12 protein-coding genes are annotated in these 14,723 nt (G+C 72.5%); 5 read left to right on the forward strand and 7 right to left on the reverse strand.

Features of this window, described 5'->3' with window-relative positions:
* Positions 1–291 (forward strand): TCP-1/cpn60 chaperonin family protein (locus ACFPIJ_RS24690; protein ID WP_380117625.1); only part of this gene is annotated, 291 nt, incomplete at its 5' end.
* On the opposite strand, the gene ACFPIJ_RS24695 is transcribed toward ACFPIJ_RS24690, so the two are convergent.
* The 3 genes from ACFPIJ_RS24695 to ACFPIJ_RS24705 are packed head-to-tail and all read right to left on the reverse strand — an operon-like array spanning position 288 to position 2,617.
* Positions 288–908, reverse strand: coding sequence for an FMN-binding negative transcriptional regulator (locus ACFPIJ_RS24695; RefSeq protein WP_380117627.1), 621 nt, complete (start codon positions 906–908; stop codon positions 288–290). The two genes, ACFPIJ_RS24690 and ACFPIJ_RS24695, sit on opposite strands and share 4 nt — an antisense overlap.
* A gap of 21 nt (positions 909–929) precedes the next feature.
* The gene (locus tag ACFPIJ_RS24700; protein ID WP_380117629.1) at positions 930–2,114 is read right to left on the reverse strand and encodes a hypothetical protein; all 1,185 of its coding nucleotides are present in this window, start codon (positions 2,112–2,114) and stop codon (positions 930–932) included.
* Positions 2,111–2,617: a SigE family RNA polymerase sigma factor gene (locus ACFPIJ_RS24705; RefSeq protein WP_380117631.1), complete on the reverse strand. Its 507-nt coding sequence runs from the start codon at positions 2,615–2,617 to the stop codon at positions 2,111–2,113. The genes ACFPIJ_RS24700 and ACFPIJ_RS24705 overlap by 4 nt, the downstream gene beginning before the upstream one ends.
* A gap of 121 nt (positions 2,618–2,738) precedes the next feature.
* Here ACFPIJ_RS24705 and ACFPIJ_RS24710 point away from each other — a divergent pair, with 121 nt between their 5' ends.
* Positions 2,739–3,698, forward strand: coding sequence for an ATP-binding cassette domain-containing protein (locus ACFPIJ_RS24710; RefSeq protein ID WP_380117633.1), 960 nt, complete (start codon positions 2,739–2,741; stop codon positions 3,696–3,698).
* Complete coding sequence (locus ACFPIJ_RS24715; RefSeq protein ID WP_380117635.1) at positions 3,695–4,498, forward strand: ABC transporter permease; 804 nt, start codon at positions 3,695–3,697, stop codon at positions 4,496–4,498. The genes ACFPIJ_RS24710 and ACFPIJ_RS24715 overlap by 4 nt, the downstream gene beginning before the upstream one ends.
* Here the strand turns inward: ACFPIJ_RS24715 and ACFPIJ_RS24720 are convergent.
* From ACFPIJ_RS24720 to ACFPIJ_RS24730, 3 genes are all read right to left on the reverse strand, one after another.
* Entirely contained in the window at positions 4,466–7,543 is a 3,078-nt protein-coding gene (locus ACFPIJ_RS24720) for a BTAD domain-containing putative transcriptional regulator (protein WP_380117637.1), read from the reverse strand. The genes ACFPIJ_RS24715 and ACFPIJ_RS24720 overlap by 33 nt on opposite strands.
* A gap of 86 nt (positions 7,544–7,629) precedes the next feature.
* A complete protein-coding gene (locus tag ACFPIJ_RS24725) occupies positions 7,630–9,717 on the reverse strand; it encodes a DUF8189 domain-containing protein (RefSeq protein WP_380117639.1) in 2,088 nt (695 codons plus the stop codon).
* Between the two features lie 345 nt (positions 9,718–10,062).
* Positions 10,063–10,992, reverse strand: a complete 930-nt coding sequence (locus ACFPIJ_RS24730; RefSeq protein ID WP_380117641.1) for an endonuclease/exonuclease/phosphatase family protein — start codon at positions 10,990–10,992, stop codon at positions 10,063–10,065.
* A gap of 18 nt (positions 10,993–11,010) precedes the next feature.
* Here ACFPIJ_RS24730 and ACFPIJ_RS24735 point away from each other — a divergent pair, with 18 nt between their 5' ends.
* The gene (locus ACFPIJ_RS24735) at positions 11,011–11,577 is read left to right on the forward strand and encodes a hypothetical protein (protein ID WP_380117643.1); all 567 of its coding nucleotides are present in this window, start codon (positions 11,011–11,013) and stop codon (positions 11,575–11,577) included.
* An 8-nt stretch (positions 11,578–11,585) separates the two neighbouring features.
* Here ACFPIJ_RS24735 and ACFPIJ_RS24740 read toward each other — a convergent pair whose 3' ends face one another.
* Positions 11,586–12,344, reverse strand: coding sequence for a ricin-type beta-trefoil lectin domain protein (locus tag ACFPIJ_RS24740; protein WP_380117645.1), 759 nt, complete (start codon positions 12,342–12,344; stop codon positions 11,586–11,588).
* 378 nt (positions 12,345–12,722) lie between these two features.
* Between ACFPIJ_RS24740 and ACFPIJ_RS24745 the strand changes: the two genes are divergently transcribed.
* Positions 12,723–14,621, forward strand: a complete 1,899-nt coding sequence (locus ACFPIJ_RS24745; protein WP_380117647.1) for an adenylyl cyclase — start codon at positions 12,723–12,725, stop codon at positions 14,619–14,621.
* The last annotated feature ends 102 nt before the right edge of the window (positions 14,622–14,723 follow it).

Here is a 14,723-nt window from a genome sequence, read left to right on the forward strand (position 1 = left end):
GACGAGGCCACCGGCGCGAACATCGTCAAGGTCGCCCTTGACGCGCCGCTGCGCCAGATCGCTGTCAACGCCGGCCTCGAAGGCGGCGTCGTGGTGGAGAAGGTCCGCAACCTCGAAGCGGGCTGGGGCCTCAACGCCGCCACCGGCGACTACGTGAACCTCCTGGCCGAGGGCATCATCGACCCGGCCAAGGTCACCCGCTCGGCCCTGCAGAACGCCGCCTCCATCGCGGCGCTCTTCCTCACCACCGAGGTCCTGGTCGCGGACAAGCCCGCCGAGGACAACAGCTAAAAGGCATCCATCGCCGCGGCCACCTGCCGCTCGGTCTCACTGCCACGGTGGGCCGAGCGCAGGTCGTCGCGGACCCCGGCGATGTCCTCGGCGCTGCGGTTCTGGCTCAGTTTCCACTTCGCCTCGACCCGGGTGATCACGAGTTCGATGCCGACGATCGCGCGCAGCTGTCCTTCGATGAAGGCGCGTGGTGCGTCGGCCACGGACCAGGGCGACGGCCGGTCGGCCTCGTGCCGCTCGGTGAGCCGGCGCACCAGGTCCTCGGTCCAGGCGGGGTCGTCGTGGGCGACGAGCGTGCCGTAGACGTGTGCGGTGATGTAGTTCCAGGTCGGCACGACCCGGCCGTGCTCGCGTTTGGACGCGTACGCCGACGGTGACACGTACGCGTCGGGACCCCGCACGATCGTCAGCGCCTCGGTGCCGGTGTGCCGCCACTGGGTGTTGTTCCGGGCGACGTGCCCGGCCAGCACCCCAGCCGCCGGGTCGAACAGCAGCGGCAGCGTGGTCGCGACCATGCCCTGACCGTCCCAGGTGACCAGGTCGCAGGCCGCCGCCCGGGACAGCAACTCGTGGACGGCGGCGTCGGACGGCGCGGCGAAGTGCTTGGGCACATACATGAAGACCAAGCGTAAACGGTGTCAGCAGCCGTGCCAGACCACCGGCGCGAGCCCGCCGGGCCGGTCGCTGTGCCCGACCAGCGTGTGGCTGTCGCCGGCGAAGCCGCTGACGATGGCCCGCCGCCCCTCCGGTGACGGCAGCGTGAAGACGGTGCCGTCGCGCCAGACCGTCGCCTGCTCCCCGGTGCCCCGCCCGGCGATCGCGCCGGTGCCGTCCACCGCGACCGGCACGACGGGAAACCCGTGGTCGATGGCCCCGGTGGCCAGGTTCCAGCGGACCGGCGTGCTGCGGGCGACCAGTTCCTCCTTGCCGTCCTCACCGCCCCGGCTGGTGGACGCGACCCCGATCGCCCAGTCGCCGGTGATCGCCTGGCCCTCGCTGCTGCGGTACCCCTCCGGCAGCCTCAACGCGACACCGGTGCCGTCGGACGCCCAGCGGTACGCCCGCTCCCGCTCGCCGACGGTGCCGACGACCGTGCCGTCCTCGCCGATCCCGGCCGCCATCGTGTCCTGCTTACCCGCCGAACCCGCCTGGAGCAGCCGCGCCCGGTCGTGGGCGGGCGGCCACACGACGGCCCTGGCGCTGTAGTCCGGGTAGTAGACGATCCCGGCGATCTCGCCCCGGCCGTTGACCGCGACCGCGTCGCTGATGACCGCCCCGTCCGGCAGGGGAAGGTCGGTCACGGCACCGTCGCGGAGGATGGCGGCCCGACGGTCCTCCAGCCGGCCGCGGGTGCCGACGACCAGCCCCGACGAGCTGACCGCAGCGGCCAGGAAGCCGGCCGGCAGCAGCCTCGGCGTGCCGTCGGTCCACAGCACCGTCACGGCGGGGGCGGTGTCGTCGGAGGGGAACGGCGCGCCGACCACGAACCGGCCGGTCGGGTCCGCGCCGGTGACCGTGGCGCCGGTGACCCCGGGCGGCAGCGGCAGCGTCGTGACCTGGCAGCCGCCGGGCACCGCCACCGTCACCGACGGCACGGGCGCCGGGGCGGGCACCCGGAGCACCAGGGCCGCCAGCACGATCACGGCGGCGGTCAGCCCACCCGTGGCCGCCACCAGTGCGGCCCGGCGGCGACGGTGCGAGCGGCGGGCGTGCGCCAGCACCTCCTCAGCACGCAACCGAGAGGAACCGGAAGCCGAGGCGGAGCCGAACGCCGAGGCGGAATCCGGAGCCGAGGCGTAGTTCCGCAACTGGTCGTCGATCACGGCGCACTCCAGGTGGTGTTGGCGGGCAGCGCGCGGCGCAGCGCCGCCAGGGCGTAGGAGGTGCGGCTCTTGACCGTCCCCTCGGACCGGCCGATCAGCCGGGCGACCTCCGCGACCGGAAGGTCACACAGGAAGCGCAGGACGACGACGATCCGCTGGCGCTCCGGCAGCCGGTCGAGGGCCTGCCGGATCAGCAGCCGCTCGTCGACCCGCCCGCCGCCGTCGGCGACCGCGGCCTCGGGCGGGGCGCTGCCGAGCAGGACCTTCGACCACGGCCGGCGCCGGTCGGCGAGGCAGGCCCGCACGACCATGGTGTGGACGTACGCGTCAAGGTTGTCCACCTCCCCCATCCGGGGCCAGCGCCGGTACAGCACGGTCAGCGCGTTCTGCACCGCGTCGTCGGCCCGGTCACGATCGCCGAGCACCAGGTAGGCGACGTGGTGCAGCCTCGGTATCCGGGACCGCACGTACTCGACGTAATCGTGCTCCTGCTCGGCACGCACGAAACCCCCAAGGAGACGGAAACGGAAACACCAAGACGATGCACGGCACCCGACACGGGGTTCAAAACCCGTGTCGGTGCCGTGTCGGCCCCGTGTCAGCGGCCCCGCGCACGGTAGGTCCATGACAGACGTGATGGTCGAGGCCGAGGGCCTCGTCAAGCGATTCGGGGAGACGAGGGCGCTGCAGGGCGTCGACCTCGCCGTCCCCCGCGGCACCGTGCACGGTGTGCTCGGGCCCAACGGTGCCGGCAAGACCACCGCCGTGCGCATCCTGTCCACGCTGCTGCGGCCGGACGCCGGGCGGGCCCGCATCGCCGGTTTCGACGTGGTCCGCGACGCCGAGAAGGTCCGGGCCCGCATCGGGCTGACCGGTCAGTACGCGAGTGTCGACGAGGACCTGACCGGCCGGCAGAACCTGGTGCTCTTCGGCACCCTGCTCGACCTGCGCAAGAGCGCCGCCAAGCACCGTGCCAAAGAGCTTCTCGAGTGGTTCGACCTGACCGAGGCCGCGGACCGGCCGGCCAAGACCTACTCCGGTGGCATGCGCCGCCGGCTCGATCTGGCCGCGAGCCTGGTCGGCCGCCCGGACGTGATCTTCCTGGACGAGCCGACGACCGGCCTGGACCCGTCCAAGCGCGAGGACATGTGGCAGGTGGTGCGCACGCTGGTCCGCGACGGTTCGACGGTGCTGCTGACCACGCAGTACCTGGAGGAGGCGGAGGCTCTCGCCGACGAGATCACCGTCATCGACCACGGCCGGGTCATCGCCAACGACACCCCGGAGCAGCTGAAGCGGATCGTCGGCGGGCAGACCCTCGAGGTGCGGCCCTCCGACCCGGACGACCTGGAGAAGACCGGGCTGATCCTGGCCGCGGTCGCGACCAACCAGAAGCCGGCGGAAACGACCCGCAAGGGCGTCCTGGCCGTCCCGGTCAGCGGCGACGAGGCGCTCACCGAGGCCGTCGCCCGGCTCGCCACGGCCGGGATCGCCGTCACCGAGCTCTCCATGCACCTGCCCAGCCTCGACGAGGTCTTCTTCACCCTGACCGGCCGTCAAGACACCGAAGGGAACCTCAAGTGACCGCCATCGCCGTACAACCCCAACTGAAGAGCCAGTTCAAACCCCTGCGACTGGTACGCCATTCGCTGGAACTCACAAAACGCAGCCTGATCAAGACCTGGCGGACCCCGGAGGCGTTGATCGACGTCACGGTGCAGCCGGCGCTGTTCCTGGTCATCTTCGTCTACATCTTCGGCGGCGCGATCGCCGGCGGCACGCACGAGTACCTGCAGTTCCTGATGCCCGGCATCCTCGCCCAGACGGTCGCGATGGGCGCCATCTCCATCGGCGTCAACCTCAACAACGACCTGGAGAAGGGCATCTTCGACCGGTTCCGGTCGCTGCCGATCGCCCGCTCGGCCCCGCTCATCGGCGCGGTCCTCGGCGACGTCGTCCGCTACGTCATCGTCACCATCTCGACGTTCGCGTTCGCCTACCTGATGGGCTTCCGCATCCACGCCAGCCCGCTGCACGCGATCGCCGGCTGCCTGCTCGCGGTCCTGTTCGGGGTCTGCCTGAGCTGGGCGCTGGTGTTCGTCGGGATGCTGGTGCGGACGTCCGGCGCGGTGCAGGGCATCGGATTCCTGGTGATCATGCCGCTGACGTTCGCGTCCAACGTGTTCGTCGGCACGTTCACGCTGCCCGGCTGGATGCAGGGGTTCGTGAAGGTCAACCCGCTGACGCACCTGGTCCAGTCGATGCGCGGACTGTTCCTCGGCACGCCCGTCGGCAACCACGTGTGGTGGACCCTCGGCTGGTGCGCGGCCTTCGTGATCGTGTTCATGCCGCTAGCCCTGGCGGCCTACCGCAAGAAGGTCTGACATGAGGGCACGGACGCGGTCGGTGGCCTCGGTCACCGGCCGCTCGTGCCAGTTCCAGACGTCCTCGCCGGCCGGCGGCGTCCCGGCACCGTCGGGGAACAGCAGCTCGACGTTGCCGCCGAGGCGCAGCCCGAGCGCCCACAACTCCGCCGCCGAGGGTGCGCCGCGGTGCGCCGCGAAGGTCGACCCGGCCAGCGTCAACACCCCGAACACCGGGATGTCGTATGTGCTCAGCGCCTCATCCAAGGCCTGCCGAAGCAGCCCATCGGCCCGCTGGGACGACACCGACAGGCGCAGCAACAGCACGGCGACGCAGCTGCGGTACAGCACCCGCACCTGCGGCACGTTGATCTCGATGCCTTCAAGGACGGCAAGGACCCGGTCGGCCCGCGCCTCGGCCTCGGCATGATCGCCGTGCACCAGGGCGAGCTGGCCGAGCACCAGATCCGCCAGCCCGGCGTCCATCTCCTGCGTTCCGGGCGCCTGGGCCACCACCCGGAGCCGGTCGGCCGCGGCGGTGTCGCCGGCGAACGCCAACCGCGCGTCGAGCTGGACCCGGATCGAGCCGAGGTCCTGGGCGGCGCCGAGCAGGTCCATGTGCCGCTCGCTGCGCCGCAGCCACTCCTGCGCGTCCGGCCCGCCGCGCCCGCCGATGGTCTGCGCGGTCGTGCCCATCCCCCAGTGGTCGCCGACCTCCTCGAAGCGCTGGTAGGCCAGGGTCGCGTCGGCGACGGACCGGGCGAGGTCGCCCCGGTTCTCGTGCATGAGGGCCCGGAAGTAGAGCCCGAAGCCCTGCACGTAGCGGTCGGGGTTGCCGACCAGATCGCCGGCGGCGAGCACGGCCGCGTCGAGGTCCGACGAGCTCAGCGCGCGCAGCGACGACGCGAGGGTCCAGGCCCGCGTCGACACCTCGTGGCTGCGCGGGCCGAACGCCCGCAGGACCTTCAGCACGAGCGCGAACAGCCGCGGCGTGTCCACGACGAACGCGTTGAGCCCGGTGAACAGGCACAGCCAGGTGGCCCGTTCGGCGTTGACGGCCGGATCCCCGCGCAGCAGCGCCGAGCGTTGCTGGGCCGCCGGGTCGTCGACCCGGAACACCCGCAGCGTCCACGTGATGACCTCCGGATGCAGGCCGCGCACCGTCCACAGGTGCGCGAGCGCCGTCATCACGTCGACCGCCGCCGCGTCGTCCTCGCGGGCCAGGGCCCACCGCAGCGCGGCGATCAGGTTGTCCTGTTCGAGGCCACACTCCCGGAACGCCGGCAGCTGGTCCGGCGTGAGGAAGGCCGCGGCCAGCCGGGCGGCCAGCCGCGCCGCCCACCGCACCAGGCCGCCCACCGCGGCGTCGCGGGTGCCGGCCGCGTCGAGGCGGACCTCGCCGTATTCGCGGACGGTCTCCAGCATCCGGTACCGCGGCACCCCGTCCTCGCCCGCCTCCAGCGACAGCAGCGACTGCTCGACCAGCACCGCCAGCCCGCGCCGGACGTCCCGGCCCCCGGCGACCGCGCCGGCAAGCGATGCGGTGAACGGCGCCGGGATCACCGCGAGCCGCTCCAGCAGCTCCCGGTCATCGGCGCCGAGTAGTTCGCGGCTCCAGTCGACCATCGCCCACAGGCTCGCGTGCCGGTCGGGCAGCCCGCGCAGCGCGTCGTCGAGCAGCCCGAACCGGTCGGCGAGCCCGGCCAGGACGTCGTCGATCGGCATGTGCCGGAGCCGGGCCGCGGCGAGCTCGAGCGCGAGCGGCAGGTTGTCGAGCCGGTGGCACAACTCCAGGGCGGCGTCCGGGTCGCCGGGCGTCGCCCCACCGGCCCGGACCCGCGCGGCGAGGAGGTCCAGCGCAGCGGCGTCGGGCAGCGTCCCGAGCCGGTGCACCACCTCGCCGGGCAGGCTCAGCGGGGCCCGGCTGGTCGCGAGCACCGCGAGGTCCGGCGCGGCGAGCAGCTCGGCGGCCGCTCCGGCCGCCGCCTCCAGGACGTGTTCGCAATTGTCAAGAACCAAGAGCCCATGCAGCTCCGGTACGACCAGCGCCAGCCGCTCGCCGGAGCCTGCCGACCGCCACTCGGCCCGGCCCACCCCGGAGTCCGGCCCGCTGACCGCGGCGAGCACCGCCGGCAGCACCTCGGCCGAGGTTCGCACGCCGGCCAGCTCCACCACGTGCACGGCCCGGCCACCGGCCACGACCCGCCGGGCGACCTCGGCGGCGAGCCGGGTCTTCCCGGCCCCGCCGGCGGCCACGACCGTCACCAGCGGCGCCGTTTCCAGGGCCGCGAGGACCGCGGCCACGTCCTGCTCCCGCCCGACGAGCGGCGTCATCGCCCGCCGCCACCCGGCCGGCAGCGCCGTCTTCGGCGCGGGCCGCGGCGTGAGCTCGCCCCGCAGCAGCGCCACGTGGGCGGCCGCGACCGCCGGCGACGGGTCGGCGCCGTAGCCGTCGGCGAGGTCGGCCCGCAGGCGTTCGACCATTTCCAGGGCCTCGGCGTCGCGCCCCTGCGCGGCGAGGATCCGCACCAGCAGGACCGCCGACGGTTCGTGCGGCGGCCGGTGCGCGACGAGCCGGCGCAGGTCGGCGTCGTCGGCGGGGCGACCGGCGGCGAGCGCGGCCTGCGCGGCGAGCCCTGCGGTCTCGGCGAACAGCTGGGCCGGGCCGGCGGGGTCGTCGAGGTCGGGCGCCTCCGGGAAGAGCGCCCGGGCCTCCCGTGCCGCGGCCGCCGCCGCGTCGGGGTCACCGCGGTCCAGGGCGCGCCGCCCGTGGTCCAGCAGCGCCCGGCCCACGACCACGTCGACCTCGACGGCCTCGACCGGCACCAGGTAGCCACCGGGAGCGGCGGTCACCGCCAGTCCGAGCCGGCGGGCCCGCGACACCAGCGCCTGCACCGCGCCGGGTGCGTCGTCGGGCGGATCGGCGTCCCAGACGGCGTCGACGAGCGCGCCGACGGACACCGCCCGCCCGCGCGCGTCGATGAGCGCCCGGACCATCGCCGCCAGCCGCGCGCCCTTCACCGGCCGCCCGTCGACGGTCAGCTCCCCCAGCGTCGTGACGCGCATAGGTCCGATCATGCCGGGTCCGGACAGACGAACGCCCCGGGGGAGGGCCCCGGGGCGTTCGCCGCTACGTGTGTTCGGTCGTGCGATCAGGCGACGTGCGCCCACCAGCCCCAGGTGCCGGAGTTCGGCGCGGACTGGACGCGGTGCCAGACCGCTCCGTCACCGCCGACCGCGAAGACCTCCATCACACCATCGGCGCGGGTGAACGCCGTCGGGTTGCTGTAGATGAGGCCGCTGAGGTTGGTCCAGCCGGACCACTGCGACGGGTCGGCGGGGTCGGTCTGGACCTGCGAGTACAGGTTGCTGTCCTGACCGCGGATGAAGACCGCGACGGTGCCGTCGGCGTTCTGCGCGACCTCGATGTCCATGGCGTACTTCTCCGCGCCGAGGCGGGTCCACCAGGCGAAGGAGCCGTCGCCGTTCTGCAGCCGGTACCAGATCGAGTGGTCGCCGCCGATGGCGAAGACCGTGATCCGGCCGTTGGCGTTGAGCACGGCGGTCGGGTCGCTGAAGATGAGGCCGCTCAGGTTGGTCCACGCGCCCCAGGTGCCGTTGGCGGCCTGGACGCTCGTGTAGAGGTTGTTGTCGCCGCCACGGGCGAACATCTGCGCCAGACCGTCGTGGTTGGTGACGATCGGCCCGTGCAGCGCACCGGCGGTGCCGGGAGCCGCGCCATCGGTGGTGATGGAGGTCGCCGCGGCGGTGCTGTACGCGGTCGGGCTGGCGTAGGCGACGACGGTGACGTCGTATGCCGTGCCGGGCGCCAGGCCGTTGATCGCGCAGGTGACAGCCGGCGCGACGGCGGTGCAGCTCAGGGTTCCGGCGCTGGCCGCGGCGGGCGCGGTGGGAGTCGCGGTCGCGACGTAGTACACGACGGCGGCACCACCGACGGGAGCGGCAGCGGTCCAGGCGATCGTCGCCGAGGTGGAGGTGACGTCATCCGCAGCCGGCGGAGTGACGACCGGCGGCGCCGGCTTCGGGATCACGGCGGGCGTGACCGTCGTGGGAGCGGAGGCGGCAACGGTCGACTGCGTGCCGTTGGCGTTGAGGGACGCGACACCCAGGGTGTAGAGGGTCGCGTTGGTCAGGCCGGTCACCTTGCAGGTCAGCTCGGTGGTGATGCACTGCCTGATGACGCCGCCGCCGGTGGTCGCGGTCGCCCGGTACTTGGTGACGGTGCCGGACGCGGGAGCGGCCCAGGTCAGCGTGGCCTCGGTGTCGCCACCGGTCACCACGACGTCGGTGGGCGGGTTCACCGTGCCGAGGATGTAGATGTTCCCGGAGTCCGCGGGGGTGGAGCTGTACCCGTCCTTGGCGGCGGTGACCTTGAAGTCGTACTGGAAGCCGGGCGCCACCGCCGTGCCGCCACAGACCACCGACATCGATCCGGCGACCACCGGGCAGGTGATGCCGGGGATGGCGACGCCTTCCTTGTAGGCGGCGACCGTGTAGGTGACGCCGGCCGTGGGCGAAGCGGACCACGACACGGTGGGCACGCCCGCCGCGGTGGTGCTCGCGATCACGTCGGTCGGCGCGTCGGGGCCGACCCCGGGCGTCGCACCGGCGCTGGCGGTGCTGGCCGCGGAGTTCGGGATCGAGTTGGCGCCGTTCGCCACGACCTTGAACGTGTACTCCGTGCCGTTGGTCAGCCCGGTGATCTTGCAGCTGTTGCTCAGGGCGTTGGTCGTGCTGGTGCACGTCTTGCCGGTCGAGACACCGCCGAGGTAGGCGGTCGCGGTGAAGTTGGCGATCTCGGACAGCACGGTCGCCGCACCGGTCCAGGCCACGTTGATCTCACCGCTCACGCCCGTGGCGGTCGGCGTCACGCCCGTGGGCGGGGTCAACACCGGCACTGTCACACCGGTCGCGATCGCATCGGTGAACACGATGCCCACCGGGTCGGCGGTGACGGTGTAAGTCGTGCCGGAGACCAGGCCGAGGATGGTGCACGATCCTGCCGCCGCACCGGAGACGCTGCAGGTCGCGTCCGCCGTGGAGCCGGCGTCCGGACCGTCCGCGCTGACCAGGTAACTGGTGACGGTGTCCGGCGGATCGGGGTTCGGCGTGACCGTGACGACCAGACTGTTGGGGCCCGCCGCAGAGACCGCGGTAAGTGTGGAAAGCGCCGCCGCTGACGCGGGCTGCTGGGCCACCAACAGGGAGCCAGCCGTCACTGTCAGAACCGCCGCCGAGCCGAGCAGGCCGCGTCTGGGCCCTGCCCGGCGGTCGCGCGGTTTGCTCACTTGAATCATTGCGTCCAACCCCCCGTTGCGAGGCGCCAGCACCGGTGCCGACGCGCCATCTCCTAGCAATGTATGGCGATGCTGTACTTTTCGGAGCAAATTGGGTAATAAGGCTTTTTGACAGGTGGCGAGGACTCCCGCCGTGCTAGTGACGATCGGCCCCGGGCAGGCCAGACCCGGTGTGAGACACCTAGTTGGCGCGGTTGGGCGGCAATCCGCGCGACCCCCGCGACGGCGCGCATCCGGCCCCCAGCAACGGATCCAGCCCGCGCGCGGTCAGCCCAGCCGGATCCGGGCGGCGAGCGGGAGGTGGTCGCTGCCCGTCGCGGGCAGCGGCCACAGCTTCGTGACCGTCGCCGAGCGGGTCATGACCTGATCGATGCGGGCCACGGGCAGCGCCGCCGGCCAGCTGAACGCGAGGTCCGATCGGGCCGGGGTCAGCACCGCCGTGACCGGGCGCAGTCCGCGGTCGTCCACGGTGCTGTTGAGGTCGCCGAGCAGGACGACCGTGCCGAGGGGTTCGGCGCCGAGCGCCCGGCCGAGCAGCACGGCGCTCTCGTCGCGCCTGGTGACGTTGAACCCCGCGCGCAGGCCGAGGCGCACCGACGGCAGGTGCGCCACGTAGACGGCGACGTCGCGCCCCGGCAGGCGGACCACGGCGCGCAGGCCCCGGTTCCAGTCCTCGCCGACGCCGGTGGGCCTGATGTCGATCGCCTGTGCGGCCGGGATCGGATGCTTCGACCAGAGGCCGACGGTGCCGTGCACCACGTGATGCGGAAACTGCGGCGCGAGCGTCGCGGCGTAGGTGTCGACCGCCTCCGGAAGGAGCTCCTCCAGGGCGATGAGGTCCGGCCCGACCTCCGCCAGGGCCCGCGCGGTGCCGGCCGGATCGGGGTTCTCGTCGCTCGCGTTGTGCTGCACAACGGTGAGGTCGTAGGCGGCGCCGGGTCCGGGCAGGGCACCGCCGAAGAGGCCGAGCCACGCCACGACCGGCAGCAGCACGGCGAGCAGCGCGACGAACGACCGGCGCAGCAGTGCCGCCTCCAGCACCACCGGGATCACCAGGCAGAGCCAGGGCAGGAACGTCTCGAGCAGGCTGCCCAGGTGACCACCGCCGCCGGGCACCGCGCCCGGCGCGGCGAGCAGGAAGGCGGCGAGCCCGGCCAGTCCCGCCGGCACCGCGCCACGCCGCCAGCTCCACCGCATGACGTCCATCTTCGCGGGTTGTGTCCTGCGCGGACGTCCCGCGCCCGGCCGGCCCTGATCGCGCTGGTCACGGCGGCGGTCAGCCTCGGCGTCCCGGCGACCCGCCGGGCGTTCGCGGCGACCGGCGCCGAACCGCCGGCCGCATCCGGCGACGCACCGCCCGCGCCGTTGCGGGCGGCCGTGTCACGGTTCGCGCTGGGTGGCGGGCTGATTCCCGATGCCGTCTTCGGCCCCGGCAACCCCGTCCCGCTCGGCGGTCAGTTACTCGCGGCCGTCGTGGTCGGCGTCGCGGCGACCTTCGACAGGCTCGCCGGGCTCGCCGGGCTCGCCGGGCTTGGCGGGCTTGGCGGGCTTGGCGGGCTTGGCGGGCTTGGCGGGCTTGGCGGGCTCGGCGGGCTCGGCGGGCTTGGCGGGCTTGGCGGGCTTGGCGGGCTTGGCGGGCTTGGCCGGCTCGCCGACCCCCACAGCGAGCAGTTCCTGCAGACGCGGCGCTGGCCTGCCCATCAGGATCGGAAATCCCGGACGGCGGCCGGTCCGCGCCCGGTGGACGATCCGGCGCCGGCGGAGGGCTGCACCGTCGCGTAAGTCCCCGGTCACGGCAGTTGCCAGCGCTGGCTCGTGCCGCCGGTGCAGCGGGCGAGGACCGGCTGCGTGCCGCCCTTGCCGGTCAGGCACTGCCGGGACGAGCGGGCGACCAGCATGCCCCGGGTGGTGTCCCACTGCTGCGCCGCGCCGCCGGTGCAGCCGGCCAGGCCGAGGCGCAGCGCGGTCGGCTGCAGGCACTGGCCGGCCGTGCGCAGCGTGCCGTCGGCGGGGGCGGTCCAGGTCTGGGCGGTGGCCCCGGTGCAGCGGCGCAACTGGACCGCGCCGGTGTGCGCCTCCAGGCAGAGGCCGGCCGGGCCGATCAGCGGTCCGGCTGCGATGGGCGCCGGCGCGGGCGCAAGCCCCAACGCCGCGACGCCCGGCGCGGGAACGACGGCGATCTGCAGCTGCCCGGCCTGCGCCGCGGTGACTTCCGCCGCGACCGGCTCGGTGCCCGGCGAGGAGGTGGCGGCCCGGTCGCCGGCCGTCAGGGCGAGGCCGGTCGTGGCGAGGGTCAGGACCAGCACGGTCCAGGCCAGCGTCGGGTAGTGCCCCGGCACCCGGGCGGGGTGCACCGGGTGGACGCCCTGGATGCGGTGGGTGTGCGGCTCTGCCACGGGCGGCAGCAGGGTCGTCCAGGAGGAGTGCCGCGGCTGGTACAGCGGCGGCACGGGCCGGTTCGCGGCGGGCGCGCTGTTGGGGTGCGCGGCCGGCGGGATCTCGTGGTTTGCGATGACTCTTACGTACGGGCGGACCAGGACGGGAGGCATGCCGCGACGCTATCGGCCATCAGTGCGGACCGATGCGGTCCGGACCGGGTGAACCCGCAGAATCACCCTGCGCCTCACCCTGTCGTTGGAGCGCTTTCACGGGCGTTCCGGAAGATCAGTCCGGCGCCCATTCTCGAAACCCTTGCGCGGCACCGCGGATGGAACGCACGGAACGTCCGTATTTCCACTGGAAGATCGATCGGTCCGCAGAAAATCGGGGGTGCCCGGACGTAGCGCACGGCCGATTTACACGGTAGAAACAACACTCTGGAGAGAGCGCTCTCACACCCGCGCCGACGCATTCCGCGATGCATCTCCTACACCCCTTCATATCCGTGTACCTCACACCCGCCCGCACGATCGAGAGGACGCACCCGTATGACGATCCAGTCCGAGCATTCCGTGAGGCGGTGGGTCAGCCGTCGCACCATCGGCCGAGTGTTCGCACTCAGCCTGGCCGCGACGACCGCCACCGCCACGATGGGGACGGCGGCCGTCGCGGCCCCGTCGGCGCACGGCGGGTCGCAGGACCTGGGCCCGAACGTCACCGTCTTCGACCCGAGCACGCCGGTCAGCGAGATCCAGGCGAAGCTCGACGCGACCTACGCCAAGCAGGTCGACAACGAGATGGGCACCGCGCGGTACGCCTACTACTTCAAGCCCGGCACGTACGGCACCGCTGACCAGCCGCTGCAGTTCAAGGTCGGCTACTACACCGAGATCGCCGGCCTGGGTGCGAACCCCGGCGACGTCGTCATCAACGGCAAGGTCGAGGTGTACAACCGCTGCCTCGAGAACGGCGGCACCAGCAACTGCCTCGCGCTGGTCAACTTCTGGCGCACGCTGTCCAACCTGTCGATCAACGTCAACGGCAAGGGCCAGGACGGCTGCCGCGGCTCGGCCAACTTCTGGGCCGTGTCGCAGGCCGTCTCGCTGCGGCGCATCAACGTCACCGGCGGCAACCTGTCGCTGATGGACTACTGCACCGCCGGCCCGCAGTACGCCAGCGGCGGCTTCATCGCCGACTCCAAGGCCGGCACGATCGTCAACGGCTCGCAGCAGCAGTGGCTGACCCGCAACAGCGAGGTCGGCAGCTGGTCCAACGGCGTGTGGAACCAGGTCTTCGCGGGCGTCGTCGGCGCCCCTGACGACTCGGCCTTCCCGAACCCGCCGTACACCACGCTCGCGACGACCCCGATCAGCCGCGAGAAGCCGTACCTCTTCGTCGACGCCAAGGGCAAGTACAACGTCCGCGTGCCGTCGGCCGCGAAGAACACCAGCGGCACCACCTGGTCGGCCGGTCAGACCGCGGGCCGCACCATCCCGCTGTCGGACTTCTACGTCGCCAAGCCGGGCGACTCGGTCAGCAAGATCAACCTGGCGCTGCTCGCCGGCAAGAACCTGCTGCTCACCCCCGGCACGTACGACATCGCCCGCAGCATCGAGGTCCGCTGGCCCAACCAGGTGGTCCTCGGCATCGGTCACGCCACGCTGACCGCCGTCAACGGCTCCACCCCGCTCGAGATCGCGGACGTCCCCGGCATCATCGTCGCCGGCGTCACGATCGACGCGGGCACCACGGAGTCCGACGTCCTGCTGCGCGTCGGCAAGGAGCACAACTGGTTGCGCTTCAGCGACCCGAAGAACCCGACCACGCTGTCTGACGTGTACTTCCGCGTCGGCGGCCCGCACATCGGCAAGACCGACACCGCGCTCGAGGTCAACAGCGACAACGTGCTCATCGACCACACCTGGGTGTGGCGCGGCGACCACGGCGTCGAGGGCTTCACCGGCGGCGTCAACGGCGACAACCAGCGCTGGGTCACCAATACCGGCCGCTACGGCGCCGTCATCAACGGCGACAACGTGACCGCGACCGGCCTCTTCGTCGAGCACTTCCAGAAGTACAACACCGTCTGGAACGGCGAGCGCGGCACCACGGTCCTGTACCAGAACGAGCTGCCGTACGACCCGCCGACGCAGGCCGACTGGATGAACGGCACCGTCGAGGGCTACGCCGGCTACAAGGTCAACAACAAGGTGAAGTACCACAACCTGTACGGCGCCGGTGTCTACGTCTTCAACCAGAACAACCCGACGATCCACACCGAGAACGGCTTCGAGGTCCCCTCGACGCCCGGCGTCAAGCTGCACCACATCATGACCGTCAACCTCAGCGCCGGCATCATCGACCACGTCGTCAACGGCGTGGGCGACCCGGCCGACACCACCAAGATCGGCGTGCCGGTCTACATCGCGGACTACCCGGCCGCGTAACGCACCGCAGCACCACCAACGGTGGGCCCGTCGCGATCATCGCGACGGGCCCATTTGTTTGTCTGCTGTGAACCGGCTGCGTCTGTGCCCGGCCGCCCGTTG

This window comes from Dactylosporangium cerinum, from assembly GCF_042653625.1.
Classification (GTDB): Bacteria; Actinomycetota; Actinomycetes; order Mycobacteriales; family Micromonosporaceae; genus Dactylosporangium; species Dactylosporangium cerinum.

Coding starts and splice junctions, on each gene's coding strand:
- ACFPIJ_RS24695 (WP_380117627.1), bottom strand. CDS start 908: ATGTATGTGCCCAAGCACTTCGCCGCGCCGTCCGACGCCGCCGTCCAC.
- ACFPIJ_RS24710 (WP_380117633.1), top strand. CDS start 2,739: ATGACAGACGTGATGGTCGAGGCCGAGGGCCTCGTCAAGCGATTCGGG.
- ACFPIJ_RS24720 (WP_380117637.1), bottom strand. CDS start 7,543: ATGCGCGTCACGACGCTGGGGGAGCTGACCGTCGACGGGCGGCCGGTG.
- ACFPIJ_RS24730 (WP_380117641.1), bottom strand. CDS start 10,992: ATGCGGTGGAGCTGGCGGCGTGGCGCGGTGCCGGCGGGACTGGCCGGG.
- ACFPIJ_RS24740 (WP_380117645.1), bottom strand. CDS start 12,344: ATGCCTCCCGTCCTGGTCCGCCCGTACGTAAGAGTCATCGCAAACCAC.
- ACFPIJ_RS24745 (WP_380117647.1), top strand. CDS start 12,723: ATGACGATCCAGTCCGAGCATTCCGTGAGGCGGTGGGTCAGCCGTCGC.